The 26,296-nt window shown below is 69.9% G+C and carries 28 protein-coding genes, 4 tRNA genes and 1 pseudogene; 22 read left to right on the forward strand and 11 right to left on the reverse strand.

Annotated features, from left to right (window positions below):
• Positions 1–4 precede the first annotated feature (4 nt).
• The 4 genes from mscL to AB0M18_RS01300 all read left to right on the forward strand — a co-directional run bounded on the left by mscL (position 5) and on the right by AB0M18_RS01300 (position 2,936).
• Entirely contained in the window at positions 5–475 is a 471-nt protein-coding gene (gene mscL, locus AB0M18_RS01285) for a large conductance mechanosensitive channel protein MscL (protein ID WP_365754508.1), read from the forward strand.
• A 170-nt stretch (positions 476–645) separates the two neighbouring features.
• Complete coding sequence (gene htpX / locus AB0M18_RS01290; RefSeq protein ID WP_365754510.1) at positions 646–1,509, forward strand: zinc metalloprotease HtpX; 864 nt, start codon at positions 646–648, stop codon at positions 1,507–1,509.
• Positions 1,506–1,919, forward strand: coding sequence for a YccF domain-containing protein (locus AB0M18_RS01295; RefSeq protein WP_365754512.1), 414 nt, complete (start codon positions 1,506–1,508; stop codon positions 1,917–1,919). Before htpX ends, AB0M18_RS01295 begins: the two co-directional genes overlap by 4 nt.
• Positions 1,920–1,928: 9 nt before the next feature.
• Positions 1,929–2,936: a hypothetical protein gene (locus tag AB0M18_RS01300; protein ID WP_365754514.1), complete on the forward strand. Its 1,008-nt coding sequence runs from the start codon at positions 1,929–1,931 to the stop codon at positions 2,934–2,936.
• On the opposite strand, the gene AB0M18_RS01305 is transcribed toward AB0M18_RS01300, so the two are convergent.
• Positions 2,902–4,134 (reverse strand): amino acid permease, encoded by a 1,233-nt coding sequence (locus AB0M18_RS01305; protein ID WP_365754515.1) that lies wholly within the window; start codon positions 4,132–4,134, stop codon positions 2,902–2,904. The genes AB0M18_RS01300 and AB0M18_RS01305 overlap by 35 nt on opposite strands.
• Before the next feature lie 57 nt (positions 4,135–4,191).
• On the opposite strand from AB0M18_RS01305, the gene AB0M18_RS01310 reads away from it, so the two are divergent.
• Entirely contained in the window at positions 4,192–4,461 is a 270-nt protein-coding gene (locus tag AB0M18_RS01310) for a GlsB/YeaQ/YmgE family stress response membrane protein (protein WP_365754516.1), read from the forward strand.
• 7 nt (positions 4,462–4,468) lie between these two features.
• On the opposite strand, the gene AB0M18_RS01315 is transcribed toward AB0M18_RS01310, so the two are convergent.
• The 3 genes from AB0M18_RS01315 to AB0M18_RS01325 form a co-directional block, all read right to left on the reverse strand.
• Positions 4,469–5,101 (reverse strand): alpha-ketoglutarate-dependent dioxygenase AlkB, encoded by a 633-nt coding sequence (locus AB0M18_RS01315; RefSeq protein WP_365754517.1) that lies wholly within the window; start codon positions 5,099–5,101, stop codon positions 4,469–4,471.
• Positions 5,094–5,615, reverse strand: a complete 522-nt coding sequence (locus AB0M18_RS01320) for a methylated-DNA--[protein]-cysteine S-methyltransferase (protein WP_365754518.1) — start codon at positions 5,613–5,615, stop codon at positions 5,094–5,096. Before AB0M18_RS01320 ends, AB0M18_RS01315 begins: the two co-directional genes overlap by 8 nt.
• A gap of 76 nt (positions 5,616–5,691) precedes the next feature.
• A complete protein-coding gene (locus tag AB0M18_RS01325) occupies positions 5,692–6,183 on the reverse strand; it encodes a YajQ family cyclic di-GMP-binding protein (RefSeq protein WP_362523583.1) in 492 nt (163 codons plus the stop codon).
• 170 nt (positions 6,184–6,353) lie between these two features.
• Here AB0M18_RS01325 and AB0M18_RS01330 point away from each other — a divergent pair.
• Positions 6,354–6,435: transfer RNA gene (locus tag AB0M18_RS01330), tRNA-Tyr, on the forward strand.
• Between the two features lie 77 nt (positions 6,436–6,512).
• On the opposite strand, the gene AB0M18_RS01335 is transcribed toward AB0M18_RS01330, so the two are convergent.
• The 5 genes from AB0M18_RS01335 to AB0M18_RS01355 form a co-directional block, all read right to left on the reverse strand.
• Positions 6,513–7,109, reverse strand: a complete 597-nt coding sequence (locus AB0M18_RS01335) for a hypothetical protein (protein WP_365754520.1) — start codon at positions 7,107–7,109, stop codon at positions 6,513–6,515.
• A gap of 660 nt (positions 7,110–7,769) precedes the next feature.
• Positions 7,770–8,849, reverse strand: a complete 1,080-nt coding sequence (locus AB0M18_RS01340; protein ID WP_365754522.1) for a hypothetical protein — start codon at positions 8,847–8,849, stop codon at positions 7,770–7,772.
• A gap of 9 nt (positions 8,850–8,858) precedes the next feature.
• Positions 8,859–9,203: a hypothetical protein gene (locus AB0M18_RS01345; protein WP_365754523.1), complete on the reverse strand. Its 345-nt coding sequence runs from the start codon at positions 9,201–9,203 to the stop codon at positions 8,859–8,861.
• 89 nt (positions 9,204–9,292) lie between these two features.
• Positions 9,293–9,949: an SDR family oxidoreductase gene (locus tag AB0M18_RS01350; protein ID WP_365754525.1), complete on the reverse strand. Its 657-nt coding sequence runs from the start codon at positions 9,947–9,949 to the stop codon at positions 9,293–9,295.
• Positions 9,950–9,951: 2 nt separating this feature from the next.
• Positions 9,952–11,235 carry an amidohydrolase family protein gene (locus AB0M18_RS01355; RefSeq protein WP_365754527.1) on the reverse strand — a complete coding sequence of 428 codons (1,284 nt, stop codon included), beginning with the start codon at positions 11,233–11,235 and terminating at the stop codon, positions 9,952–9,954.
• Between the two features lie 243 nt (positions 11,236–11,478).
• Between AB0M18_RS01355 and AB0M18_RS01360 the strand changes: the two genes are divergently transcribed.
• The 7 genes and pseudogenes from AB0M18_RS01360 to AB0M18_RS01390 form a co-directional block, all read left to right on the forward strand.
• Positions 11,479–11,551 (forward strand) — tRNA-Thr (locus tag AB0M18_RS01360).
• Positions 11,552–11,595: 44 nt separating this feature from the next.
• A tRNA-Met gene (locus tag AB0M18_RS01365) sits at positions 11,596–11,668 on the forward strand.
• 88 nt (positions 11,669–11,756) lie between these two features.
• Complete coding sequence (gene rpmG, locus AB0M18_RS01370; RefSeq protein WP_003956487.1) at positions 11,757–11,921, forward strand: 50S ribosomal protein L33; 165 nt, start codon at positions 11,757–11,759, stop codon at positions 11,919–11,921.
• A gap of 85 nt (positions 11,922–12,006) precedes the next feature.
• The gene (locus AB0M18_RS01375) at positions 12,007–12,459 is read left to right on the forward strand and encodes a MaoC family dehydratase N-terminal domain-containing protein (protein WP_365754528.1); all 453 of its coding nucleotides are present in this window, start codon (positions 12,007–12,009) and stop codon (positions 12,457–12,459) included.
• A 2-nt stretch (positions 12,460–12,461) separates the two neighbouring features.
• Entirely contained in the window at positions 12,462–12,890 is a 429-nt protein-coding gene (locus AB0M18_RS01380; RefSeq protein WP_365754529.1) for a MaoC family dehydratase, read from the forward strand.
• Between the two features lie 64 nt (positions 12,891–12,954).
• Complete coding sequence (locus tag AB0M18_RS01385) at positions 12,955–14,013, forward strand: UDP-N-acetylmuramate dehydrogenase (RefSeq protein ID WP_365754531.1); 1,059 nt, start codon at positions 12,955–12,957, stop codon at positions 14,011–14,013.
• A 60-nt stretch (positions 14,014–14,073) separates the two neighbouring features.
• Positions 14,074–14,310, forward strand: a pseudogene (locus AB0M18_RS01390) (TetR/AcrR family transcriptional regulator); the annotation flags it as partial.
• A gap of 20 nt (positions 14,311–14,330) precedes the next feature.
• Here the strand turns inward: AB0M18_RS01390 and AB0M18_RS01395 are convergent.
• Together AB0M18_RS01395 and AB0M18_RS01400 are read right to left on the reverse strand one after the other, a co-directional pair.
• Positions 14,331–15,365 carry an adenosine deaminase gene (locus AB0M18_RS01395; protein ID WP_365754533.1) on the reverse strand — a complete coding sequence of 345 codons (1,035 nt, stop codon included), beginning with the start codon at positions 15,363–15,365 and terminating at the stop codon, positions 14,331–14,333.
• Positions 15,366–15,490: 125 nt separating this feature from the next.
• Positions 15,491–16,717, reverse strand: coding sequence for a pyridoxal phosphate-dependent aminotransferase (locus AB0M18_RS01400; RefSeq protein ID WP_365754535.1), 1,227 nt, complete (start codon positions 16,715–16,717; stop codon positions 15,491–15,493).
• A gap of 225 nt (positions 16,718–16,942) precedes the next feature.
• Here AB0M18_RS01400 and AB0M18_RS01405 point away from each other — a divergent pair.
• The 9 genes from AB0M18_RS01405 (at position 16,943) to rpoB (ending at position 26,206) form a co-directional block, all read left to right on the forward strand.
• Positions 16,943–17,015, forward strand: a tRNA-Trp gene (locus AB0M18_RS01405).
• Positions 17,016–17,121: 106 nt separating this feature from the next.
• Positions 17,122–17,406, forward strand: a complete 285-nt coding sequence (gene secE / locus AB0M18_RS01410) for a preprotein translocase subunit SecE (RefSeq protein ID WP_265863989.1) — start codon at positions 17,122–17,124, stop codon at positions 17,404–17,406.
• Between the two features lie 44 nt (positions 17,407–17,450).
• Positions 17,451–18,347 carry a transcription termination/antitermination protein NusG gene (gene nusG, locus AB0M18_RS01415; protein ID WP_365754538.1) on the forward strand — a complete coding sequence of 299 codons (897 nt, stop codon included), beginning with the start codon at positions 17,451–17,453 and terminating at the stop codon, positions 18,345–18,347.
• A 159-nt stretch (positions 18,348–18,506) separates the two neighbouring features.
• Positions 18,507–18,941: a 50S ribosomal protein L11 gene (rplK, locus tag AB0M18_RS01420; RefSeq protein WP_365754539.1), complete on the forward strand. Its 435-nt coding sequence runs from the start codon at positions 18,507–18,509 to the stop codon at positions 18,939–18,941.
• Positions 18,942–19,044: 103 nt separating this feature from the next.
• Positions 19,045–19,773: a 50S ribosomal protein L1 gene (rplA, locus tag AB0M18_RS01425; RefSeq protein WP_365754541.1), complete on the forward strand. Its 729-nt coding sequence runs from the start codon at positions 19,045–19,047 to the stop codon at positions 19,771–19,773.
• 165 nt (positions 19,774–19,938) lie between these two features.
• Positions 19,939–20,862 carry a hypothetical protein gene (locus AB0M18_RS01430; protein WP_365754542.1) on the forward strand — a complete coding sequence of 308 codons (924 nt, stop codon included), beginning with the start codon at positions 19,939–19,941 and terminating at the stop codon, positions 20,860–20,862.
• 258 nt (positions 20,863–21,120) lie between these two features.
• Positions 21,121–21,651 carry a 50S ribosomal protein L10 gene (gene rplJ / locus AB0M18_RS01435; RefSeq protein ID WP_265863992.1) on the forward strand — a complete coding sequence of 177 codons (531 nt, stop codon included), beginning with the start codon at positions 21,121–21,123 and terminating at the stop codon, positions 21,649–21,651.
• A gap of 119 nt (positions 21,652–21,770) precedes the next feature.
• Positions 21,771–22,154, forward strand: a complete 384-nt coding sequence (rplL, locus tag AB0M18_RS01440) for a 50S ribosomal protein L7/L12 (protein ID WP_365754543.1) — start codon at positions 21,771–21,773, stop codon at positions 22,152–22,154.
• Positions 22,155–22,723: 569 nt separating this feature from the next.
• Positions 22,724–26,206 carry a DNA-directed RNA polymerase subunit beta gene (gene rpoB, locus AB0M18_RS01445; RefSeq protein ID WP_365754545.1) on the forward strand — a complete coding sequence of 1,161 codons (3,483 nt, stop codon included), beginning with the start codon at positions 22,724–22,726 and terminating at the stop codon, positions 26,204–26,206.
• The last annotated feature ends 90 nt before the right edge of the window (positions 26,207–26,296 follow it).

The raw sequence follows: 26,296 nt of genomic DNA on the forward strand, positions 1-26,296 counted from the left end.
CACCGTGCTGAACGGCTTCAAGGACTTCATACTTCGCGGGAACGTCGTCTCGATGGCCATCGGTCTGGCCGTCGGCTCGGCGTTCACGGCCGTCGTGACCGGCTTCAGCAAGGCGTTCATCACCCCCCTCATCGGTCTCGCCACCGGCTCCGTCGGCGACTTCAGCGAGGCGAAGTTCACCATCGGCAAGACCGTCTTCCCGTACGGTCTGGCGATCGCCGCGGCCATCGCGTTCCTCATCACCGCCCTCGTCCTCTACTTCCTCTTCGTCGTCCCCATGGCGAAGTTCCAGGCCAAGTTCGCCAAGGAGGAGGCGGCCGACCCCAAGTCGGCGAAGCGCGACTGCCCCCGCTGCTTCACCGAGATCCCGGCCATCGCCACCCGCTGCGGCCACTGCACCAGTGAGGTCGAGCCGCTCGACGAGGCCCTGAAGAAGGCCGGCCTGGACAAGGTGGCCGTCCCGAGCCCCCGCTAGGGAGCACGCCCCGGTCACCCGTACGGCGGACACCGCACCCCCGCCCGGCCCCGGCGCGGCCGGGGAACCCGTACCTCCCGCGTGGCGTTGACCAGGTGGGGAGGGTCCACTGGACGGTGGACTCCCACAGAGCAAAGGGTTCCCCTGCCGCACCACTTGGAGGGCGTACCGTGCACCGCCGGCACAACGGGCTGAGGACCGCCGTACTCCTCGGAGGGCTCTCGGCCCTCATCATCGTCATCGGCAGCTTCTTCGGGCGTACGGGACTGATCGTCGCGGTCCTCGTGGCGCTCGGCACCAACGCGTACGCGTACTGGAACAGCGACAAGCTGGCCCTGCGCGCCATGCGCGCCCGGCCCGTGAGCGAGTTCGAGGCCCCGGCCCTCTACCGGATGGTCCGCGAGCTCTCCACCCAGGCCCGGCAGCCCATGCCACGGCTCTACATCTCGCCCACCCAGGCGCCGAACGCCTTCGCCACCGGCCGCAACCCGCGCAACGCGGCCGTGTGCTGCACCGAGGGCATCCTCGCGATCCTCGACGAGCGCGAGCTGCGCGGTGTCATCGGACACGAGCTGAGCCACGTCTACAACCGGGACATCCTGATCTCCTCGGTGGCCGGCGCGCTCGCCTCGGTGATCCTGTTCCTGGTGAACTTCGCCTGGCTGATCCCGGTCGGCCGCTCCGACGACGACCGCGGCCCCGGACTGCTCGGCATGCTGCTGATCATGATCCTGGGCCCGATCGCCGCCTCGGTCATCCGGCTGGCCATCTCCCGCTCCCGCGAGTACGAGGCGGACGCCTCCGGCGCCCAGCTCACCGGCGACCCGCTCGCCCTCGCCAGCGCCCTGCGCAAGCTGGAGGCGGGCACCAGGCAGCTCCCGCTGCCGCCCGAGCCCAAGATCGAGACCGCCAGCCACATGATGATCGCCAACCCCTTCCGCCCCGGACAGGGGATGTCCAAAATGTTCTCCACCCACCCGCCGATGGCGGAGCGCATCGCCCGGCTCGAACAGATGGCAGGTCGCCGCCCGTGAAGACAATCCTCAACATCATCTGGCTGGTGTTCAGCGGCCTCTGGCTGTTCCTCGGCTACCTCGCCGCCGGCGTGCTGCTCTGCATCACGATCATCGGCATCCCCTTCGGCATCGCGGCCTTCCGCATCGCCCTCTACGCCCTGTGGCCCTTCGGACGCACGGTCGTCGACCGCCGCGACGCGGGCGCGCCGTCCTGCATAGGCAACGTGCTGTGGCTGATCCTGGCCGGCTGGTGGCTGGCCCTCGGCCACATCGTCACCGGCATCGCGCAGTGCGTCACGATCATCGGCATCCCGCTCGGCATCGCCAACTTCAAGATGATCCCGCTGTCGCTGCTCCCGCTCGGCAAGGAGATCGTCCCCACCGACCAGCCCTACCCCGGCTACGGGTACGGCTACCAGGGCCGGTAGCGGACACCGGTGGACACACCCCGCTACGCGCTGCTGACCGGCATCCACGCCGTGGCCCTCTGCAAGGACGTCGACGGCCTGTACGGGGAGCCCGCCCCGACGCCCCGCGTCGTGTACGAACTGCGCGGCTGCGAGCCCCGCGGCGAGCTCGCCCGGGCCGCCACCGAGGCCGTCGTCGAGGGCTCGGCCCCGCTCGGCGACCCCCTCCACGTCCGCACCCCCGACGGCCACGCGTGGTTCTTCACCGCGGTACGGGTACTCGGCGCGCGCGGCGACGTCGTCACCGTCGAGTCGAACGGCGGCCCGCGCCGCTCGTACGCCGCAGACCTCGCCGTCCCCTGCGGCAACCTCGTCCGCGTCTCACCGCCCGATCCGCCCGAGCTCACCCACACCGAGGTCACCTTCCTCGGCTGCTCCCCGCGCGGGGCGCTGCGCGACGCGCTCGCCGCCGGGGCGGAGGACTTCGAGACGGTCCGGTACCAGGTCCTCAACCGGGTGGGGAGCATGGCGGCGGAGGCCGAGGCCGGCCGCATCACCGCCTGGGACACCTCCGCCACCTACCGCGGCCTGCTCGACCTGACCGTGGCCTTCCCCCGCACCGGGCTCATCCCCCCGCAGCGGAGGGAGGTCTGGGACCTGTTCTTCGGATACGCCGGACCCGCCGAGCCCGGCACCTGGCGCCGCTTCACCGGCGCCGACCGCGAGGAGTGGCTGAACCAGGCCGCCCGGCGCGGCACCCACGGCGTCCGCGGGATCGTCCCCGGAGGCACGTACGAGCTCGACGGCACCGACATCGTCGACGAGGTCTCCTTCGACTGCGCCCTGGGGGAGGCCGTCCACGGCCCCGGCCGGGCGGTCTCCGGGAGCCTCGCCCACACCACCCTGGTCTGGCACCGCTCCGACGTGGCCCGGGCCCGGATGGGCGTCCTGCCGTTCGTGGAGCGGCACCGCCCGGCCTCGTTCGCCGAACTCGTCGACCGGCTCAGGTCCGAGGGGGTTCGGGTCGTCCTCGCCTGACGGCGTGGGCCACCACGCCGACCGCGAGCACCCCGAGCCCGGCGAGCACGGAGGTCGGCGGCAGCGAGAACGCGAGGGCCGCGCAGCCCGCCAGGCCGAGCACGGCCAGCGGCCGGTCCCGGCGGCCCAGGGTCCAGGCGGAGGCGTTGGCGATCGCGTAGTAGACCAGCACGCCGAAGGACGAGAAGCCGATCGCGCCCCGCACGTCCACCGTGGCCGCCACCACGGCCACCACCGCGCCGACCGCGAGCTCCGCGTGGTGCGGCACCCGGAAACGCGGGTGGACGGCCGCCAGCGTGGCCGGCAGATGCCCGTCCCTGGCCATGGCCAGGGTGGTACGGGACACCCCGAGGATCAGCGAGAGCAGCGAGCCGAGCGCGGCGACCGCCGCGCCCACCGTGACCACGGGCACCAGCCACTCGGCGCCCGCCGCGCGCGCCGCGTCCGCGAGCGGGGCGGGGGAGGCCGCCAGGGCCCGCGGCCCGAGGACGGCCAGCACGGACACGGCGACGGCCGCGTAGACGACGAGGGTGATGCCGAGGGCGAGCGGCACGGCCCGCGGGATGGTCCGCTCCGGGTCGCGCACCTCCTCGCCGAGCGTGGTGATCCGCGCGTACCCGGCGAAGGCGAAGAAGAGCAGCCCGGCCGCCTGGAGCACCCCGCCGGGCGGAATCTCCCCGGCGAGCGCGAGCCGCCCGGCCTCCCCGGCCCCGGCGATCGCCGCGACGGCGGCCGCCAGGACGGCCAGGACGACCGCCACGATGACCCGCGTGAGCAGCGCGGACTTCTGCATGCCGCGGTAGTTGACGGCGGTCAGGAGGACGACGGAGGCCACCGCCACGGCGTGCGCCTGCTCCGGCCACACATACGCGCCGACGGTCAGCGCCATCGCCGCACAGGAGGCCGTCTTGCCGACGACGAACGCCCAGCCGGCCAGATAGCCCCAGAAGGCGCCAAGCCGCTCCCGCCCGTAGACGTAGGTGCCGCCGGAGGCCGGGTAGCGGGCGGCGAGCCGGGCCGAGGCCATGGCGTTGCAGTAGGCCACGACGGCGGCGACGCCGAGAGCCGGGAGCAGACCCGGGCCCGCAGCACGGGCCGCGGGTCCGAGCGCCGCGAAGATTCCGGCGCCGACCATCGAGCCGAGCCCGATGACGACGGCGTCGAACACCCCGAGGGTGCGGCGCAATTCCTGTGTCATGCCCCGCACATTAGGGGGTCCGGCAACCGCCCGGGACCGGCGGGCGTCCTCCAGGACATGAACATCATCAGCTGGATAGTCCTCGGACTGCTCGCCGGCGTCATCGCCAAGGTCCTGCTGCCGGGCCGCGACCCGGGCGGCCTGATCGGCACGACAATCATCGGCGTCGTCGGCGCCTTCCTCGGCGGCTGGCTGTCCGCCCACTTCCTGGACCGCCCCATCGCGCAGGACTTCTACGACGGCGCGACCTGGCTGTCGGCGATCGGCGGCTCTCTGGTGCTCCTGATCGCGTACCGGATTCTTTTCGGCCACTCGCGCGAGCGCTAGAGACGGCTCAAAGGCCCGTCTCCCTGAGGGTGATGTTCAGCCGCCCCCTGAGCCCCAGACCGGGGGCGGCGGTCCCGGCGTACACCTTCGGCACCCCGTGGTACGCGAGACGCGACGGCCCGCCGAAGACGAACAGGTCCCCGGACGCCAACTCCACGTCCGTGTAGGGCCGTCCACGGTCCTCGGTGTTCCCCAGCCGGAACACGCAGGTGTCGCCGAGACTCAGCGACGCCACAGGAGCCGGCGAGCGCTCCTCCCGGTCCTGGTGCATGCCCATCCGGGCGCCGTCACCATAGAAGTTGACGAGCGCGGTGTCCGGCCGGAAATCGCCGTACGCGCCGCCGTACACCTCTGCGATCGCCGCGCGCCCCAGGTCGCCCAGCCAGCCGGGCAGTTCGACAAGGTTGTCTTCCCTCCCCAGGTAGCGGTACGGCTCCCAGCGCCGCCCCAGACAGAGCGAGCGCACCGACATCACCCCGCCCCCGGGCAGCACGGTCTGCTCGTACGAGAGCAGGCCCCGCCCGAACTCCCGGCAGGCGGCCACCAGTTCCCGCTGCCGCGCGAACGACAGCCACCCGGGCACATACACCGCCCCCGGCGCCGGCGTACTCCGCTCCCGCGGAAACAGCCCCTCAGCCACCGCTCTCCAGGGCCGGGGCCAGGGCCCCTTCGAGCGCAAGGAGCCGCTCCTTGCGCTCAAGCCCGGCCGCGTAGCCGCGCAGGCTCCCGTCGGCCCCGATCACCCGGTGACAGGGCCGCACCACGAGCAGCGGATTCCGCCCGATCGCGGTCCCCACCGCCCGCACCCCGGCCCCCTCGGAACCGACGCGCCGCGCGATCTCCCCGTACGAGACGGTCGTCCCGTACGGAATCTCCTCCAGGGCCCGCCACACCTTCCGCTGGAACTCGGTCCCGGTCTCCTCGCACGGCAGGTCGAAACCGTCCCGCCGCCCGGCGAAGTACGCGCCCAACTGCTCCAGGACGTCCACGAACGCCCCGTCCGCGCGCACCCAGCCGTCCTCGACGACGGCCCCGCCCTTCTGCCCCTCCAGGGACACCGACCGCAGCACGACCCGACCCCCTTCGACGCCCCGCCCCACCAGGAGCATCGCGCCGAGGGGACCGTCGGTCCGGGTGTAAAGAGTGCTGTTCATGCCTTCCAGTGTGCGCGGCCGCCGGGGAGCCGGGCTGGCGGTTTTCGGACGCGGCCCTCGGGCCCGTCCTGCCGGCCTACCGGTAGTTGACGAACTGCAGCGCGAAGTCGAAGTCCTTGCCCTTGAGCAGCGCGATGATGGCCTGCAGGTCGTCCCGGCTCTTCGAGCTGACCCGCAGCTCGTCGCCCTGCACCTGCGCCTTGACGCCCTTCGGGCCCTCGTCGCGGATGACCTTGGCGACCTTCTTCGCGTTCTCCTGGGAGATGCCCTCCTGGATGGACGCGAAGAGCTTGTACTCCTTGCCGGACAGTTGCGGCTCGCCCTCGACGTCCAGCGACTTCAGCGAGATGCCCCGCTTGATCAGCTTGGACTGGAAGATGTCGAGGATCGCCTTGACCCGCTCCTCGCCGTTCGCCTGCATCAGGATCTTCTCGCCCGACCACGAGATCGTGGCGTTGGTGCCCTTGAAGTCGTAGCGCTGCGTGATCTCCTTCGCGGCCTGGTTGAGGGCGTTGTCGACCTCCTGCCGCTCGACCTTGGAGACGATGTCGAAACTGGAGTCGGCCATGAGGTGAGGCTCCTTGCTCGGATGCGTTCGGTACAACGCAAAGCGTAGCCACCTGGGCCGCTGCCAACCCGTGATCAATCCGGTGGCGAAGCACCCCTGGGGATCAGGTATTGTTTACGTCGTTGCCAGGGAGCGCAGCCGAGAAAGCGGCTCCAAGGTAGCGATCCCATGGCGGTGTGCCCGAGTGGCCAATGGGAGCGGACTGTAAATCCGTCGGCTAAGCCTACCCAGGTTCGAATCCTGGCGCCGCCACTGGAAGAACGGCCCCTGATCTGCGGAGACGCAGTCAGGGGCCGTTCTCGTTGGTGCAAGCTGAGTAGCCGCGCTTCTTATGGCTGCGGTGCGGGCTGGGTGGCCTTGGGGAAGCCCAACTCGTCCAGCAGCACGCTGAACAGTTCTTCCACGAAGGTCTCCTTCGCACGCAGCAGCTCCTCGATCCGAGATTGCTGTGCCCTGGCCCGGATGCCAGCGGCTGAAGCCCACAGGAGAGCGCCTTCAGCGTCGGCCGGCACCTCCGTATCGAGCTCTGCGCGCTTGCGGTCCACGGCCGCGTCGAACTCAGGGGTGGCTGCCCACAGGCTCACGTCGTCCAGGTCCTCTGGTTCCTCGACAAGGAGTGCTGCGGCGTCGTCCAGGTTGAGCCATGCCTGCCAGCGTTGCCCGGTGCCATCCAGGCCGGTGACGAGGGCGATGCTGCTGTCGGAGACGTCGGCGACGCAGGCCGGTGTACCAGTCCATTCGACCAGGGCGAAGAGGTGGTCGTCCTCCCAGATTCCCTGATCCAGTTGTATGGTCTGCCAGCCGCCCGGCCGCGGCCGCCACGTGTGCACGCTCCCCTGGAGCCCTCGACCGATGCTGTCGAACGGGGGTGCTTCCAGCAGCGGACGCTCGCTGCGAGCAAAGACCAAGTGACCTGAAAAGCCCACGGAACCTCCTCGTTGAAGACGAGCGCACCCTACGGGCTGCCACTGACAACACAAGGGTTGGCCAACCCCAGCTGTTGTGGTCGGTCAAATCCGTCGGCTTAGCGTCTCTGATCAGCTACACGATCCCGAGCCGAGACGGTCATCGTCTCTGGCGCGGATTCTGCCCACCGTGGTGGCGAGGCATGGGCGTGGAGGTGGAATCCCGCGCCCAGTGCCGCCCCTCTCGGCCGGTGCCGATGCCTGGTGGGTGTGCTGGTCGTGTGCGCGCCCTGGTGCCGGTCGGCTGCGCGGGGCAGTCGGGGGCGGTCCGTGTGAGCGTGTCCCTCCGGACGCTTGCCGGCCGGGGTGGTTGGCCCGGCCGGGGAGGGTGCCCTGCGTCGCCTGGGCGCGGGGCGGGTGGATCGGGGGTGGGTGGGGCCGGTCTTGGACCTGTCCCGGTGGGGGTGTGCAGGGCTGGGGGCGATGACCGCCCTGGCTTCGAAGGCCTCGACGACCGTGTGGATGGCCATGGTGCCGGTGGTGCGGTCAGTGAGGGTCTTGGTCTGGTGGGTGAGGCCGCGTGCGGCGATTCTTCGCCACGCGCCCGCGTCGCGGTCGCCCTGCCAGCGGCAGTCGGGGTTCGGGTAGAGTGCCCATTTCCAGCCGGGTGCAGTGGGCCGGTCAGGGGCGCGGCGGTGCCGGAGCGGGGTGAGGCACTGTGGGCAGTGTTTTGGAGGTGTCCCGGGCCGGGACGGCGACAACGGCGATGCCCACCTCGGCGGCGAGATGCCGCAGCCGGGTCACGATCTCGCCGCGCACCTGTTGGGAGAGCCGGGTGTTCAGGCTGCGTCCTTTGCCCCGGGCTTCGAGCGACCGGAGGTCCTCGATGTAGATCACCGTGGCCCGTGCGGCGATGGCCTGGTCCACGGTCCAGCGGGCGGCGGCCCGGACCAAGGCGTGGTTGAGGTTCGACCGGCGCTCGGAGACGCGTCGGAGTTCCTCGGTGAGTGTCTGGTGCTTGGCGGCCAGGGGGTGGTCGGCGTCCTGACCCATGAGCCGGCCGTAGCGGTCCGCCTTGGCGCGCAGGTGTTCGCTCTGACGGCGTAGGCGGTGCTGTTTCGCGAGGACTCCGGCGGCCCGGAACATGCCGCCCGCACCGCTGGCGGTGATCTGGCGGGCGTCGTCCAGCCGGACCGCCCCGGCGGAGAGGAGGGTGTTGAGTCCCCAGTCCACTCCCAGCGCGACCTGATGACCCTTCCCGAGCGGCCGGGGTACTGCATGGGTGAAGGCGAGGTCCGCCCGGACCCGGTTCTGGACGATCCGGAGGGTGGGCAGGTGCAGTACGGCGCTCGTGGGAATGGTCGGGGGCAGGGAGATCGGGCAGGCCACCCATGTCCACTCGGCGTACGACCGAGGGTCGGGGCGGGTGGGCAGTTGGAGGCGCAGGAGTGCCCGACCGGGTGTGTCGCCGCGCTCGATCGTGGCCTGCTGGCCGTCGCAGGCGGACAGCAGGAGCAGGCGTGCTGCGCGTGGCGCGGTCTCCAACTCGAAGACGTCGACCGGCACGCGGCCGTGTTTCTCGGTGAAGGAACGCACCTGCCGGGTGCGGGACTTGATGGTGCTGGACGGCAGGTCCCGGCCACCGGGCACCGCGTCACGTACGGCCGCCCACTCCCATGGCGTGCGCTTTGCCGGATCGGCGGGCCAGGTCGCCAGGACCCCGGCCGTGAGGTCCGCACGCCACTTCGCCGACCGCAGCACCCGGCCGGCCTACTCCTGGGCCATGCGCACGATTCGGTCGTTGGCACGGAGACCTTCGCCCGGGGCGGCGGCCCAGCCCAGGCGTCGTAAGGCCATCCAGGCCTGTGACGGCAGCTTTCGGCCTCCGGCGTCCTCGCCCGAAGCCAGCGTCTCCACGTCGGCGCTGTTCCAGTGCGCGGCCAACAGGTCGCCGGCCATGCCGGACACCAGGTCTGCCGCCCACCCCACCCGCTCGGCCAGGGCGGAAGCGGTCATCAGTGCGCCGGTCTTCGCATCCACGGCGGTGTACAGAGCGGCACGGGTGCAGCCGGTTCGTGCCGTCTCCCCGTCGGCAAGCTGCAGCTTTCGGCTCAACGCTCGCCTCCCCCGCGACCGCCGGTGCTGTCATCGAATCAACGACACCGCTCGCGAAAGGTCACCCATTCGATGAGCGAACGGGCTTCTCAGTTGCCCGCGATGTCCTTCACCGCCACCGACAGCGGGATGCCGCCCGAGATCAGTTCCAGGGTCAGGCCGGCGGTGGCCGGGGTGTCGAGGAGTTCGGCGAGGGTGGCTGCCACGTCGTCGCGGGGGATCGGGCCGCGGCCGGTGTGGGCTTCCAGGCGGACCTGGCCGGTGCCCGCGTCGTCGGTGAGCATGCCGGGGCGGAGGATGGTCCAGTCGAGGCCGGGGCGGGAGCGGATGTCGTCGTCGGCGGCGCCCTTGGCGCGCAGGTAGGCGTCGAAGATCTCGTCGCCGGGGTGGTACGCGTCGGCGCCCATCGAGGAGACGACGAGGAAGCGCCGTACGCCCGCCGCCTCCGCCGCGTCGGCGAGGAGGACGGCGGCGGCGCGGTCCACGGTGTCCTTGCGGCCGGCGCCGCTGCCGGGGCCGGCGCCGGCCGCGAACACGGCGGCGTCGGCGCCCTCAAGAGCGGCGGCGACCTCGGCCGGGGAGGCCGACTCCAGGTCCAGGACGACCGGTTCGGCGCCGGCCGCGCGCAGGTCCTCGGCCTGTTCGGGACGGCGGATGATCCCCACCGGTTCGTGTCCGCCCGCGGCGAGCAGCCGCTCCAGACGCAGGGCGATCCGACCGTGTCCTCCAGCGATGACTACGCGCATACTCACGACCGTACGACGCCGGGTCCGCCCGGGCCTCCCGAGTCCGGCCGCGTCGGCCGGGCCTGTCGCGGCAGGTCGAGGGCCGCCGCCGAGTCGCAGTACTCGCGTACCGCGCTGGTCCGCGCGACGACCCGCCCGCGGTGCACCACGATCCGGCTGTACGCGAGGGAGAGCACGCCCGTCAGGCGCTCGCCCCGGACCGCGAGGAGCTCGGCGGGGAAGCCCGCCTCGACCCGTACCTCCGGCAGACCCATCGCCGCCCGCGCGTCCGTGCTGACCGCCGCGTACGCCTCGGGGGCCGGCAGGCCGCTCAGGGCGGCGAGCAGGTAGGCGGCCTCCAGCGGATCGCCGCGCCCCACCGGGTTGGACACGTCCCGCAGTGCCCCGCCGCCCGCCGCGACCCGTACGCCGGCCGCCCGGAGGAGGCGTACGGGAGCCGTACCGCGCAGTCCGGTCGCGCCGCAGCCGCCCTGCGGCAGACAGACCACCGTCACGCCGGCGGCCGCCAGCTGGTCCGCCGCCCGGCGGGCCTGGTCGGCGGGCAGCCGGGCCAGGCCCGCGCAGGGGCCGATCGTCACCCCGGGCCGCAGCCCGCCGGCCATCGCGGCGAGCCGGGCGAGGCGCGCCGGGTCGTCGCCGTCGGTGTGCAGGTCCACGGGGCAGCCGTGCTCGGCCGCGACCTCCAGGAGGGCCTCCACGTAGCCGGTGGGGTCCGGGTCCAGGTCGGGGCAGCCGCCGATCACGCCGGCGCCCATCTTCACCGCGTCCCGCAGCATCGCGAGCCCGTCCGCGCCGGCCGCCCCGGTGAGCAGCCGGGGCGTCGCCACCGTCGTCAGTTCGGCGAGCCCGCGCAGCGAACGCCGGGCCTGCAGCGCCGCCTCCAGCGGTCCCAGGCCGTGCACGTCCCCGATCCGTACGTGCGCGCGCAGCGCCGTCGCGCCGTGCCCGAGCTGGAGGAGGGCGGCCTCGGTGACGCGCCGCTGGACCTCGTCGGCGGCGTACGAGACGGGTCCGGCGGAGTCGGCGGTGAGTGCCGTGTCGAGGTGTGCGTGGGGTTCGGCGGGTGCGGGGAGCAGCAGGTAGCCGGAGAGGTCGACGCGGGCGCCCACGGCGGTCAGGCTGCCGGCCGTTCCGACCGCCTCGATCCGGCCGCGGCCGAGGCGTACGTCGACGGTGCGGCCGTCGGTGAGCCGCGCGTTCGAGAGCAGCAGCGACGTGGCGTCGTCGGCGGTGGCCGGGGCCCGGTCGTCGGGCGACGGCTGGGGCTGCTTGCTGTCGGCTGACAATCGGGCTCCTCGGGGTCCGGGCACACGGCTCGCCAAGATCAAGATCACGCAGCGTGGGCCCGAGCCTAGGGGCGGCCGGTGCGGCCTTCGAGGAGGAGCGCAATAGTCGTACTGATGACTGCACGTGTGGCCTACGAGGCGGCCGGGAAGGCGCAGCGCAGAGGCCGTGCGCAGGGCACGGGAAGGGGTGCGGGAAACGGATTTGGGGGATGGGCCGGAGAGCGTGTAATGTCTTCCTCGCTCGCCCCAATAGCTCAGTCGGTAGAGCGTCTCCATGGTAAGGAGAAGGTCTACGGTTCGATTCCGTATTGGGGCTCTGGTGAGAGGGATCCCGCCTTCGGGCGGGGTCCGGATCATCAAAGCGGTGTAGCTCAGTCGGTAGAGCAAGCGGCTCATAATCGCTGTGTCACCGGTTCAAGTCCGGTCACCGCTACACACGGTAGCCGATTGTGGGGTCGGTCCTGCGATCGGCTACTCTGCTATGCGTTCATCCATCCATCCGTCCGTCAAGGAGCACTCACGTGGCTGCCACCGACGTCCGCCCGAAGATCACGCTGGCCTGCGTGGAGTGCAAGGAGCGGAACTACATCACCAAGAAGAACCGGCGCAACAACCCGGACCGTCTTGAGATGAAGAAGCACTGCCCTCGCTGCAACTCGCACACCGCGCACCGCGAGACGCGCTAATCAGGCTCGTACACGAGGCCGCCCCCACTCAGGGGGCGGCCTCGTGTCGTTGTACGCACGCACAAGATCCAGGAGGTACGAGGCCATGGCGCTCGACCAGTCCTTCGTGGGCCGGACCTATCCGCCCACCGCGCCGTACGAGGTCGGCCGCGAGAAGATCCGCGAGTTCGCCGAGGCGATCGGGGACGCCAACCCCGCGTACACCGACCCGGAGGCCGCCAAGGCCCTCGGCCACCCGGACGTCGTCGCCCCGCCGACCTTCCCCTTCGCGATCACCTTCAAGGCCGCGGGCCAGGTCATCGAGGACCCGCAGCTGGGCCTGGACTACAGCCGCGTGGTGCACGGTGACCAGAAGTTCGTCTACACCCGGCCGGTGCGCGCCGGTGACCGCCTCACGGTGACCACCACCATCGAGGCGATCAAGTCGCTGGCCGGCAACGACATCATGGACATCCGCGGCGAGGTCCACGACGAGAGCGGCGAGCACGTCGTGACCGCCTGGATCAAGCTCGTGTCCCGCGCCCCCGAGGAGGCCTGACCGTGACCGCGAAGATCGCCTACGACGAGGTCGAGGTCGGCACCGAGCTGCCCGCGCAGACCTTCCCCGTGACCCGCGCCACGCTGGTCCGGTACGCCGGCGCCTCCGGTGACTTCAACCCGATCCACTGGAACGAGAAGTTCGCCAAGGAGGTCGGCCTGCCCGACGTCATCGCCCACGGCATGTTCACCATGGCCGAGGCGATCCGCGTCGTGACCGACTGGGCCGGCGACCCGGCCGCCGTCGTCGAGTACGGCGTCCGCTTCACCAAGCCCGTCGTCGTCCCCAACGACGACAAGGGTGCCGTGATCGAGGTCTCCGCCAAGGTGGCCGCGAAGCTGGACGACGGCCAGGTGCGGGTGGATCTGACCGCGACGAGCGCCGGGCAGAAGGTGCTCGGCATGAGCCGGGCCGTGGTCCGGCTCGCCTGACGGCCGCCGTGTGACGAGTGACACGGGCCCCTTCCGTACAGGAGGGGCCCGTACCCTTGTGCGCGTGCAGGTACTTCACGACGCCCCCCTCGCCCCCCTGACCACCTTCCGGCTCGGCGGGCCCGCCGCCCGGCTCGTCACGGCCACCACCGACGACGAGGTGATCGCGACGGTCCGCGAGGCCGACGCGGCCGGGACCCCGCTGCTCGTCATCGGCGGCGGCTCCAATCTGGTCATCGGCGACAAGGGCTTCGACGGCACCGCCCTGCACATCGCCACCAAGGGCTTCGCCCTCGACGGGACCCGCCTGGAGCTGGCCGCAGGCGAGGTCTGGACGGACGCGGTCGCGCGGACCGTCGAGGCGGGGCTCGCCGGTGTCGAGTGCCTGTCCGGCATCCCCGGCTCGGCCGGCGCCACCCCGATCCAGAACGTCGGCGCCTACGGCCAGGACGTCTCCGCCACCATCACCGAGGTCGTCGCGTACGACCGCCGGGCCGAGGAGACGGTGACCCTCACCAACGCCGAGTGCGCCTTCTCGTACCGGCACAGCGTCTTCAAGGACCAGCCCGACCGCTATGTCGTGCTGCGGGTCCGCTTCGAGCTCGCCGACGCCGACGGGATGTCCGCGCCGATCGCGTACCCGGAGACGGCGCGCGCCCTGGGCGTCGAGGCCGGCGACCGGGTGCCGCTGAGCGTCGCCCGCGAGACCGTCCTGCGGCTGCGCTCCGGCAAGGGCATGGTCCTGGACCCGGAGGACCACGACACGTGGTCGGCGGGCTCCTTCTTCACCAACCCGATCCTCACGGCGGGGGAGTACGAGGACTTCCTCGGCCGCGTCGCCGAGCGGCTCGGCCCGGACACCGCCCCGCCCGCGTACCCGGCGGGCGAGGAGGGCCGGATGAAGACCTCCGCGGCCTGGCTGATCGACAAGGCCGGCTTCACCAAGGGGTACGGCTCCGGGCCCGCCCGGATCTCCACCAAGCACACCCTCGCGCTGACCAACCGGGGCGAGGCGACCACCGAGGACCTGGTGGCGCTCGCCCGCGAGGTCGTCGCCGGGGTCCGGGACGCGTTCGGGGTCACCCTGGTCAACGAGCCCGTCACCGTGGGCGTCGAGATCTAGTACGCCACGCCCACGCCCTGCTCGACGGTCGCCGGGTCGCCGGGTCGTCGACCGTCGCCCCGCCGCGCCGCGCTCTTCTACGAGCAGACGTTCCCCATGGCCGCCTCCCTCTACGCCGAGCAGCAGCACGGCCGCATCGCGGCCGACGCCGACCCGCTCGCCGCGGCCTCCCTCCTCCTCGGCGCCTGCGTCCACCGGGCCTTCGCCTGGGAGATGACCCCGGGCGGGCAGCCCCCGCAGGACCTCGACGCGTTCGCCCGCTCGATCGCCCGCACCCTGATGGCCGGGATCGGCTGACGGGACTCGGCCGGCGGGACTCAGCTGACGGGGGCCGCCAGCCAGTCGTCGATCCCGGACAGGAGCTTCTGCCGCACGTCCTCCGGGGCCGCCGAGCCGCGGATCGACTGGCGGGCCAGTTCGGCCAGCTCCGCGTCCGTGAAGGCGTGGTGCCGGCGGGCGATCTCGTACTGCGCGGCCAGGCGCGAGCCGAAGAGCAGCGGGTCGTCCGCGCCGAGCGCCATCGGGACGCCGGCCTCGAACAGGGTGCGCAGCGGGACGTCCTCGTGCTTGTCGTAGACGCCGAGGGCCACGTTGGACGCCGGGCACACCTCGCAGGTGACCCCGCGCTCGGCGAGCTTGCGCAGCAGTCGCGGGTCCTCCGCCGCGCGGACGCCGTGGCCGACCCGGGCCGCCCGCAGGTCGTCCAGGCAGTCCCGTACGGAGGAGGGGCCGGTCAGCTCGCCGCCGTGCGGGGCCGCGAGCAGACCGCCCTCGCGGGCGATGGCGAAGGCCCGGTCGAAGTCGCGGGCCATGCCACGCCGCTCGTCGTTGGAGAGCCCGAAGCCCACCACGCCCCGGTCCGCGTAGCGCACCGCGAGCCGGGCCAGGGTGCGCGCCTCCAGGGGGTGCTTCATGCGGTTGGCGGCGACCAGGACCCGCATCCCGAGCCCGGTCTCCCGGGAGGCCGAGTCGACGGCGTCGAGGATGATCTCCAGGGCCGGGATCAGACCGCCGAGCAGCGGCGCGTACGAGGTGGGGTCGACCTGGAGCTCCAGCCAGCCGGAGCCGTCCCGGACGTCCTCCTGGGCGGCCTCCCGCACCAGGCGCTGGATGTCCTCCGGCTCGCGCAGACACGAGCGGGCCATGTCGTACAGGCGCTGGAAACGGAACCAGCCGCGCTCGTCCGTGGCCCGCAGCTTCGGCGGTGTGCCGCTCTTGAGGGCCTCGGGGAGGTGCACCCCGTACTTGTCGGCCAGTTCGATCAGGGTCGAGGGCCGCATCGAACCCGTGAAGTGCAGGTGCAGATGGGCCTTGGGCAGCAGGCTGAGGTCGCGATGAGGAAGGTGCTCCATCGGCCGATACTGCCGCACCCGAATGGACGAATACAGTCCGTTTCCCCGATCGGGACCTTGCTAGAACGTAAAAACGGCCCCCGCTTCCGGAGAAGCGGGGGCCGGACACGGAGATCCGCAGGTGATCAGTCGCGGGCCTCGGCGAGCAGCTTCTGGATCCGGGACACGCCCTCCACCAGGTCCTCGTCGCCCAGCGCGTACGACAGACGCAGGTAGCCCGGCGTGCCGAAGGCCTCACCCGGGACGACCGCGACCTCGGCCTCGTCCAGGATCAGCGCGGCCAGCTCGACCGAGCTCTGCGGGCGCTTGCCGCGGATCTCCTTGCCGAGCAGCGCCTTCACCGACGGGTACACGTAGAACGCGCCCTCCGGGGTCGGGCAGAGGACGCCCTCGATCTCGTTGAGCATCCGCACGATCGTCTGGCGGCGCCGGTCGAAGGCGCGGCCCATCTCCGCGACGGCCTCGAGGTCGCCCGAGACGGCGGCGAGGGCGGCGACCTGGGCCACGTTGCTCACGTTCGACGTGGCGTGCGACTGCAGGTTGGTCGCGGCCTTCACGACGTCCTTCGGGCCGATGATCCACCCCACGCGCCAGCCGGTCATGGCGTAGGTCTTGGCGACACCGTTGACGACGATGCACTTGTCGCGCAGCTCCGGCATGACCGACGGCAGGGAGACCGCGGAGGCGCCGCCGTAGACCAGGTGCTCGTAGATCTCGTCGGTGAGGACCCACAGACCGTGCTCGACGGCCCAGCGGCCGATCGCCTCGGTCTCGGCCTCGCTGTAGACGGCGCCGGTCGGGTTGGAGGGGGAGACGAAGAGGACGACCTTGGTCTTCTCCGTGCGCGCGGCCTCCAGCTGCTCCACGGACACCCGGTAGCCGGTGGTCTCGTCGGCCACGACCTCGACCGGGACACCGCCGGCGAGGCGGATCGACTCGGGGTAGGTGGTCCAGTACGGGGCGGGGACGATGACCTCGTCGCCCGGGTCGAGGATCGCGGCGAACGCCTCGTAGATGGCCTGCTTGCCGCCGTTGGTCACCAGCACCTGGGAGGCGTCGACCTCGTAGCCGGAGTCGCGCAGCGTCTTCGCGGCGATCGCGGCCTTGAGCTCGGGCAGACCGCCGGCCGGCGTGTAGCGGTGGTACTTGGGGTTCTTGCAGGCCTCGACGGCGGCTTCGACGATGTAGTCCGGCGTCGGGAAGTCGGGCTCACCCGCGCCGAAGCCGATGACCGGGCGCCCGGCGGCCTTGAGGGCCTTGGCCTTGGCGTCCACGGCGAGGGTGGCGGACTCGGAGATCGCACCGATGCGGGCGGAGACCCGACGCTCGGTGGGAGGGGTAGCAGCGCTCATGCGGCCATCGTCCCAGACCCCGTCCGGGCCCGGCACACAGGTTTCACGGAGCGGACAGGACCGGTCAATCCCGGTCGTACGCACGGTTCGCGAGGCCCTGCGAACCGTCCTTCGGCAGGTCGGCACGGTTCCTGTTCGACGTAGAGGCCCAAGACCACGTACACTCACTGCTCGTTGGCCCGCACCGACCACATCTCACGATGCGGTAGGTTGGGGAAGCCACAAAGGGTCGTAGCTCAATTGGTAGAGCACCGGTCTCCAAAACCGGCGGTTGGGGGTTCAAGTCCCTCCGGCCCTGCTACACACACCGCCAGGTTGTGTGCGCATGTACGTACTCCTTGCACCGCCGTGCGGCTCCATTTCCGGGCGCGGCACGGCCACGACCCGGAATCAGGTGAGACATCGTGACGGATGCCGTAGGCTCCATCGACATGCCTGATGCCGAAGATGCCGCGCCGGAGTCCAAGAAGACCCGGAAGGGCGGCAAGCGCGGAAAGAAGGGCCCTCTCGGCCGTCTGGCGCTGTTCTACCGCCAGGTCATCGCGGAACTCCGCAAGGTTGTCTGGCCCACTCGCAGCCAGCTGACGACGTACACCACTGTGGTGATTGTCTTCGTTGTCATCATGATCGGTCTTGTGACCGTGATTGACTATGGCTTCCAGGAAGCAGTCAAGTACGTCTTCGGCTGACTTTTTGTTCCACCCCATCTGTAGCGCAGGAAGAAGCAGCCACCGTGTCTGACGCGAACCTGAACGACGCCTTCGAGTCCGAGTCCGTCGAGGACGAGACGGACATCGTCGAGGCGGCCGACGAGGACCAGGCCGAAGCTGCGGACGCCGAGGCCGGCGAGGCCGCCGAGGAGGCCGCTCTCGAGATCGAGGCCGAGGCCGACGAGGTCGCGGACGTCGAGGACGAGGACGGCACCGAGGTCGCCGAGATCGAGGCCGCCGAGGAAGAGGCCGAGGAGGCCACCGAGGTCGAGGACGCGGTCGAGGCCGAGCCCGCCGCCCCGGTCGACCCGATCGCCGCCCTCCGCGACGAGCTGCGCGGTCTGCCCGGCGAGTGGTACGTGATCCACACCTACGCGGGCTACGAGAAGCGCGTGAAGGCCAACCTGGAGCAGCGCGCCGTCTCGCTGAACGTCGAGGACTTCATCTACCAGGCCGAGGTCCCCGAGGAAGAGATCGTCCAGATCAAGAACGGCGAGCGCAAGAACGTCCGGCAGAACAAGCTGCCCGGTTACGTGCTCGTCCGCATGGACCTGACGAACGAGTCCTGGGGCGTCGTCCGCAACACCCCCGGTGTCACCGGCTTCGTCGGCAACGCCTACGACCCGTACCCGCTGACCCTGGACGAGATCGTCAAGATGCTCGCCCCGGAGGCCGAGGAGAAGGCCGCCCGCGAGGCCGCCGAGGCCGAGGGCAGGCCGGCTCCGGCCCGCAAGGTCGAGGTCCAGGTGCTGGACTTCGAGGTGGGCGACTCGGTCACCGTCACCGACGGCCCCTTCGCCACCCTCCAGGCCACGATCAACGAGATCAACGCCGACTCGAAGAAGGTCAAGGGCCTCGTCGAGATCTTCGGTCGCGAGACCCCGGTCGAGCTCAGCTTCGACCAGATCCAGAAGAACTGACGACTCAAGTTTCCGGACAGGTCAGAGGGGCTGCCACAGCCGCTCTGACCTGCTCGGTTTTTGGACGCGCAGCTATACCCGTTATCGTTGTGCGGTATGCCTCCATCCGGATGACCGGATGGATCGGCTGAAAACTCTCACTAGGACCCGGAGAGAGCTATGCCTCCCAAGAAGAAGAAGGTCACGGGGCTTATCAAGCTCCAGATCAACGCCGGTGCGGCCAACCCGGCCCCGCCGGTCGGCCCCGCGCTCGGTCAGCACGGCGTCAACATCATGGAGTTCTGCAAGGCCTACAACGCCGCGACCGAGTCGCAGCGCGGTTGGGTCATCCCGGTGGAGATCACGGTCTACGAGGACCGTTCCTTCACCTTCATCACGAAGACCCCGCCGGCCGCGAAGATGATCCTCAAGGCCGCGGGCGTGGAGAAGGGCTCCGGCGAGCCGCACAAGACCAAGGTCGCCAAGATCACCGAGGCGCAGGTCCGCGAGATCGCCACCACCAAGATGCCCGACCTGAACGCCAACGACCTGGACGCCGCCGCGAAGATCATCGCCGGCACCGCCCGTTCCATGGGCGTCACGGTCGAGGGCTGATCAGCAGCCTGCACCCGGCGGTAGCCGGAAATCGATACCGCCCAGTGGTAGGGCCGGCGCTGGCCCGCACCACGACTCCATACCTGAACCCCCAGGAGCAGAAGTGAAGCGCAGCAAGTCCCTCCGGGCTGCCGACGCCAAGATCGACCGGGAGAAGCTGTACGCCCCGCTCGAGGCCGTGCGTCTGGCCAAGGAGACCTCCACCACCAAGTTCGACGGCACCGTCGAGGTGGCCTTCCGTCTGGGCGTCGACCCGCGCAAGGCCGACCAGATGGTCCGTGGCACCGTGAACCTTCCGCACGGCACCGGTAAGACCGCCCGGGTCCTGGTCTTCGCGACCGGTGACCGTGCCGAGGCCGCGACCGCCGCGGGCGCCGACATCGTCGGCTCCGACGAGCTCATCGACGAGATCTCCAAGGGCCAGCGCCTGAACGAGTTCGACGCCGTCGTCGCCACCCCGGACCTCATGGGCAAGGTCGGCCGCCTCGGCCGCGTGCTCGGTCCGCGTGGTCTCATGCCGAACCCCAAGACCGGCACCGTGACCATGGATGTCGCCAAGGCTGTCAACGACATCAAGGGCGGCAAGATCGAGTTCCGCGTCGACAAGCACTCGAACCTGCACTTCATCATCGGCAAGGTGTCCTTCGACGACACCAAGCTGGTGGAGAACTACGCGGCGGCCCTGGAGGAGATCCTCCGTCTGAAGCCGTCCGCCGCCAAGGGCCGCTACATCAAGAAGGCCGCCATCGCCACCACGATGGGCCCCGGCATTCCGGTCGACTCGAACCGCACCCGCAACCTCCTCGTCGAGGAGGACCCGGCCGCGGTCTGAGCCTGACGGCTCGGGAGCCCTCCCGTAGGGCTCCAGCGTCCTGAAACCGCCCCTCGGGCCTCTTCGGAGGCCCGGGGGGCGGTTTTTCGTTGGGGGACTGTCGGTGCCCTGGGTTACGGTGCGACGGGGAACCAAGCGAACGATCATCACAAGGGGTGGGGACTCATGAGCATGTCCGCGTGGAAGCGCACGGGCGTCGCACTGACCGCGGCGGCCGTCGTGGCGGGCGTGGCAGGCTGTCAGGGCGACGACGCCAAGAAGGCGGCCGAGGCGCCCGCGAAGGTGGCGGCACAGGGCATCGAGGACGTCACGAAGGCGCTCACCGCCGCGTTCGAGAAGACCTCCGCCGCCAAGTCGGCGAAGGTCACCATGACGATGAGCATGGAGGGGATCGGCGCCGAGTCCGGGACCATGACGATGAGCGGCGTCCAGGGCTGGGACCCGGCGTCGATGGACATCACCATGAAGAGCTCCCTGCTGGGCGCGGGTGACCCCGACGCCCCCGAGCAGGTCCGCATGATCATGCTGAACAACGTCATGTACATGGACCTGGGAGCCGAGGCGGCCGCCGAGACGGGCGGCAAGCGCTGGATGAAGATCGACCTGAAGGCCGCCGCGGAGGCCGGCGGGGACAAGGCCCTCCAGAAGCAGATGTCCGGCGGCCTGGAGGACATGAACCAGGACCCGGCCCAGCAGCTCGCCCTGCTCCTCGACTCCCCGGACCTGAAGCACGTGGGCGCCGAGAAGGTCAACGGCATGGAGACCGAGCACTACAAGGGCACGCTCAGCTTCGAGCAGATGCTCAAGGCCAACAAGTCGTCGAAGCTGCTCTCCAAGAAGCAGTACGACGAGCTCATCGCCAACGTGAAGAAGACCGGCCTCAAGGGGTACGACACGGAGGTCTGGGTCACCGAGGAGGGCTACCCGGCCCGGATGGACATCGGCATGACCATGGCCCAGGGCACGGTGCACCTGCGCGCCGACTACAGCGACTACGGGGCGAAGGCCGCCGTCCAGGCGCCGCCGGCCAAGGACACCTTCGACGTCTCCGAGATGATGAAGGGCGCCGGGGCGGGCGCCGAGGGCTGATTTGCGCCCGGTCGGCACCGTCACGTACTCTTCCACAGAAGCCAAAGACCGCTGGTCGTCACTGTGCCTGCAAGGGCGCGGTGGCCGAAGGATTCGCTGAGAGATGCGAGCGACCCGCGCAGGTGACAGTGGAAGAGTTCCCGGTCCGGTTCACTCCGGTTCGGTCGAGCTGAGCCCCGTGCGCCTGCGCCCGGGGCGTTTTCGTTTGTTCAGCCCCTTCTGAGCGGTCCTCATCACCCGGAAGGAGGCTGAAGCACTATGCCGACGCCCAACAAGGCTGCATCGGTGGCCGAGCTCGCGGACGCGTTCCAGAGCTCCACCGCCGCCGTGCTGACCGAGTACCGGGGTCTCACCGTGGCGCAGCTCAAGACGCTGCGCCGTTCGCTCGGTGAGAACGCCCAGTACGCCGTGGTGAAGAACACGCTGACCAAGATTGCGGCCAACCAGGCTGGGATCACCGCGCTGGACGACCACTTCGCTGGTCCGACGGCGGTCGCCTTCGTCACCGGTGACCCGGTGGAGTCGGCGAAGGCTCTGCGTGACTTCGCCAAGGAGAACCCGAACCTCATCATCAAGGCCGGTGTCCTTGACGGTAAGGCTCTCTCCGCCGACGACATCAAGAAGCTTGCGGACCTCGAGTCCCGCGAGGTTCTGCTCAGCAAGCTGGCCGGCGCCTTCAAGGGCAAGCAGTCTCAGGCTGCTCAGCTCTTCCAGGCTCTGCCGTCGAAGCTCGTCCGCACCGTGGACGCGCTGCGCGCCAAGCAGGCCGAGCAGGGCGGTGCCGAGTAACTCGGCTCGCGCATTGATCCGTACCGCCATACGGGCGGAACGGGTCACAGCGGGCCGACAGTACGCCCGCCTCACATGAACATCCGGCACCTGCCGAATTAGTGGAAGGATCGCCCATCATGGCGAAGCTCACCCAGGACGAGCTGCTTGCCCAGTTCGAGGAGATGACCCTCATCGAGCTCTCCGAGTTCGTGAAGGCCTTCGAGGAGAAGTTCGACGTCACCGCCGCCGCGGCCGTCGCCGTCGCGGGCCCGGCCGTGGGTGGCCCGGCCGCCCCGGTCGAGGAGGAGAAGGACGAGTTCGACGTCATCCTCACCGGCGCCGGCGACAAGAAGATCCAGGTCATCAAGGTCGTGCGTGAGCTGACCTCCCTGGGTCTGAAGGAGGCCAAGGACCTCGTCGACGGCACCCCGAAGCCGGTCCTCGAGAAGGTCAACAAGGAGGCCGCTGACAAGGCCGCCGAGGCCCTCAAGGGCGCCGGTGCCGCTGTCGAGGTCAAGTAACACCTCGTCGCGTCAGCGCCACGCGCCGGCAGGCGCATATGAATGCAGCTGTTGAGCGTGTAACGCTCGCAGCGTGAAGGGCGATCATCCATCTGGGTGGTCGCCCTTCGGCGTTCCCTGAGACGGCGTGGCGGCGGTCGTACGGGCCCGCGGAAGCGGAGTAAGGTGATCTTCGCCGTGCGCCGCGCAGAGGCGGGGGCCTTGACGAACAGCACGGACCGCGCAATTCTCAGGACGCGTCGTCACATCGATCCGATTCCGAGGCATGGATCGACGACCGAACGGGCAGTATCGAGGTGCGCCGCACGGCGCGAGGTATCGCGGAGTTGAGAGCAACGAGGGTCGCGAAGAACTCGCCCTGGACATCAGTGGGCCAAGTGGCTACACTGACCCTTTGCGCTGCCTGTTAGCTGCCCCCTGCCCGTCACCAGGGGCATACCCTCGCAACCGCTTCGCTGGTCGACCCACTCTGACCTGGTCTTTTGGCCAATCGGGTAATCGTCTTCCAAGGAGCTCCGCTAGGGACCGGTACGCGCGCAGTGAGTCCGAGCCCTCGGAAGGACCCCCTCTTGGCCGCCTCGCGCAACGCCTCGACCAATATGAACACCGGTGCCAGCACCGCCCCGCTGCGCATCTCCTTTGCAAAGATCAAGGAGCCCCTCGAGGTTCCGAACCTCCTCGCGCTCCAGACCGAGAGCTTCGACTGGCTGCTCGGCAACGCCGCGTGGAAGGCTCGCGTCGAGGCCGCCCTCGAGTCGGGCTACGACGTCCCCACGAAGTCCGGTCTGGAGGAGATCTTCGAGGAGATCTCCCCGATCGAGGACTTCTCCGGGTCGATGTCGCTGACCTTCCGCGACCACCGCTTCGAGCCGCCGAAGAACTCGATCGACGAGTGCAAGGACCGTGACTTCACCTACGGTGCCCCGCTCTTCGTGACCGCCGAGTTCACGAACAACGAGACCGGCGAGATCAAGTCCCAGACGGTCTTCATGGGCGACTTCCCGCTCATGACCAACAAGGGCACCTTCGTCATCAACGGCACCGAGCGTGTCGTCGTGTCGCAGCTCGTGCGTTCTCCCGGTGTCTACTTCGACTCCTCCATCGACAAGACGTCCGACAAGGACATCTTCTCCGCCAAGATCATCCCGTCCCGGGGTGCCTGGCTGGAGATGGAGATCGACAAGCGCGACATGGTCGGCGTGCGTATCGACCGCAAGCGCAAGCAGTCCGTGACCGTCCTCCTGAAGGCCCTCGGCTGGAGCACCGAGCAGATCCTGCAGGAGTTCGGCGAGTACGAGTCCATGCGCGCCACCCTGGAGAAGGACCACACCCAGGGCCAGGACGACGCGCTGCTCGACATCTACCGCAAGCTCCGTCCGGGCGAGCCGCCGACGCGCGAGGCCGCCCAGACGCTGCTCGAGAACCTGTACTTCAACCCGAAGCGCTACGACCTCGCGAAGGTCGGCCGCTACAAGGTCAACAAGAAGCTCGGCGCCGACGAGCCGCTGGACGCGGGTGTCCTCACCACCGACGACATCATCGCGACCATCAAGTACCTGGTGCAGCTGCACGCCGGCGAGACCGAGACGGTCGGCGCCAACGGCAACTCGATCGTCGTCGAGCCCGACGACATCGACCACTTCGGCAACCGGCGTCTGCGCAACGTCGGCGAGCTCATCCAGAACCAGGTCCGCACGGGTCTGGCCCGTATGGAGCGCGTCGTCCGCGAGCGCATGACCACCCAGGACGTCGAGGCGATCACGCCGCAGACCCTGATCAACATCCGGCCGGTCGTCGCCTCCATCAAGGAGTTCTTCGGCACCAGCCAGCTGTCGCAGTTCATGGACCAGAACAACCCGCTGTCCGGGCTGACGCACAAGCGTCGTCTGTCCGCGCTCGGCCCGGGTGGTCTGTCCCGTGAGCGGGCCGGCTTCGAGGTCCGAGACGTGCACCCGTCCCACTACGGACGCATGTGCCCGATCGAGACCCCCGAAGGCCCGAACATCGGTCTGATCGGTTCGCTCGCCTCGTACGGCCGGATCAACCCCTTCGGCTTCATCGAGACGCCGTACCGCAAGGTCGTCGACGGCCGGGTCACCGACGAGGTCGACTACGTCACCGCCGACGAGGAGGACCGGTTCGTCATCGCCCAGGCGAACGCGACCCTGAACGAGGAGCTCCGCTTCACCGAGCCCCGCGTCCTGGTCCGCAAGCGTGGCGGCGAGGTCGACTACGTCCAGCCGTCCGAGGTCGACTACATGGACGTCTCGCCGCGCCAGATGGTGTCGGTCGCGACCGCCATGATCCCCTTCCTCGAGCACGACGACGCCAACCGTGCCCTCATGGGCGCGAACATGATGCGTCAGGCCGTTCCGCTGATTAAGTCGGAGGCCCCGCTCGTCGGCACCGGCATGGAGTACCGCTGCGCCACCGACGCCGGCGACGTGCTCAAGGCCGAGAAGGACGGTGTCGTCCAGGAGCTGTCCGCGGACTACATCACCGTGGCCAACGACGACGGCACGTACATCACGTACCGCCTGCACAAGTTCTCCCGCTCGAACCAGGGCACCTCTGTGAACCAGAAGGTCGTCGTGGACGAGGGCGACCGCGTGATCGAGGGCCAGGTCCTCGCCGACGGCCCCGCCACCGAGAACGGTGAGATGGCGCTCGGCAAGAACCTGCTCGTGGCGTTCATGCCGTGGGAGGGTCACAACTACGAGGACGCGATCATCCTGTCGCAGCGCCTCGTGCAGGACGACGTCCTCTCCTCGATCCACATCGAGGAGCACGAGGTCGACGCCCGTGACACCAAGCTCGGCCCCGAGGAGATCACCCGGGACATCCCGAACGTCTCCGAGGAGGTCCTGGCCGACCTCGACGAGCGCGGCATCATCCGCATCGGTGCCGAGGTCACGGCCGGCGACATCCTGGTCGGCAAGGTCACCCCGAAGGGTGAGACCGAGCTGACCCCGGAGGAGCGCCTGCTCCGCGCGATCTTCGGTGAGAAGGCGCGCGAGGTCCGCGACACCTCCCTGAAGGTGCCGCACGGCGAGACCGGCAAGATCATCGGTGTCCGTGTCTTCGACCGCGAGGAGGGCGACGAGCTTCCCCCGGGCGTGAACCAGCTGGTCCGCGTCTACGTCGCCCAGAAGCGCAAGATCACCGACGGTGACAAGCTCGCCGGCCGTCACGGCAACAAGGGTGTCATCTCCAAGATCCTCCCGATCGAGGACATGCCCTTCCTCGAGGACGGCACCCCGGTCGACATCATCCTCAACCCGCTCGGCGTCCCGTCCCGAATGAACCCGGGACAGGTCCTGGAGATCCACCTCGGCTGGCTCGCCAGCCGCGGCTGGGACGTCTCCGGCCTCGCCGACGAGTGGGCGCAGCGCCTGCAGGCCATCGGCGCCGACCAGGTCGCCGCCGGCACCAACGTCGCCACCCCGGTCTTCGACGGTGCGCGTGAGGACGAGCTCGCGGGTCTGCTCCAGCACACCATCCCGAACCGCGACGGCGAGCGCATGGTGCTCCCGTCCGGCAAGGCGCGCCTGTTCGACGGCCGCTCCGGCGAGCCGTTCCCGGACCCGATCTCCGTCGGGTACATGTACATCCTCAAGCTCCACCACCTGGTCGACGACAAGCTGCACGCCCGGTCGACCGGCCCGTACTCGATGATCACCCAGCAGCCGCTGGGTGGTAAGGCCCAGTTCGGTGGTCAGCGCTTCGGTGAGATGGAGGTGTGGGCGCTGGAGGCATACGGCGCCGCGTACGCCCTCCAGGAGCTGCTGACGATCAAGTCCGACGACGTGACCGGCCGCGTGAAGGTCTACGAGGCCATCGTCAAGGGCGAGAACATCCCTGAGCCCGGCATCCCCGAGTCCTTCAAGGTGCTCATCAAGGAGATGCAGTCCCTGTGCCTCAACGTGGAGGTGCTGTCCTCGGACGGCATGTCCATCGAGATGCGCGACACCGACGAGGACGTCTTCCGCGCTGCGGAGGAGCTCGGCATCGACCTGTCCCGGCGCGAGCCGAGCAGCGTCGAAGAGGTCTGACGGGAGTCCGGTACGGGGGCTCGGTGCGAACCACTGAGCCCCCGGCCGGCCCCAGGACCCCCGAATCAGACCCACAGCCTTAACAACCCT

Source organism: Streptomyces sp. NPDC051909, from assembly GCF_040681095.1.
Lineage (GTDB): Bacteria > Actinomycetota > Actinomycetes > Streptomycetales > Streptomycetaceae > Streptomyces.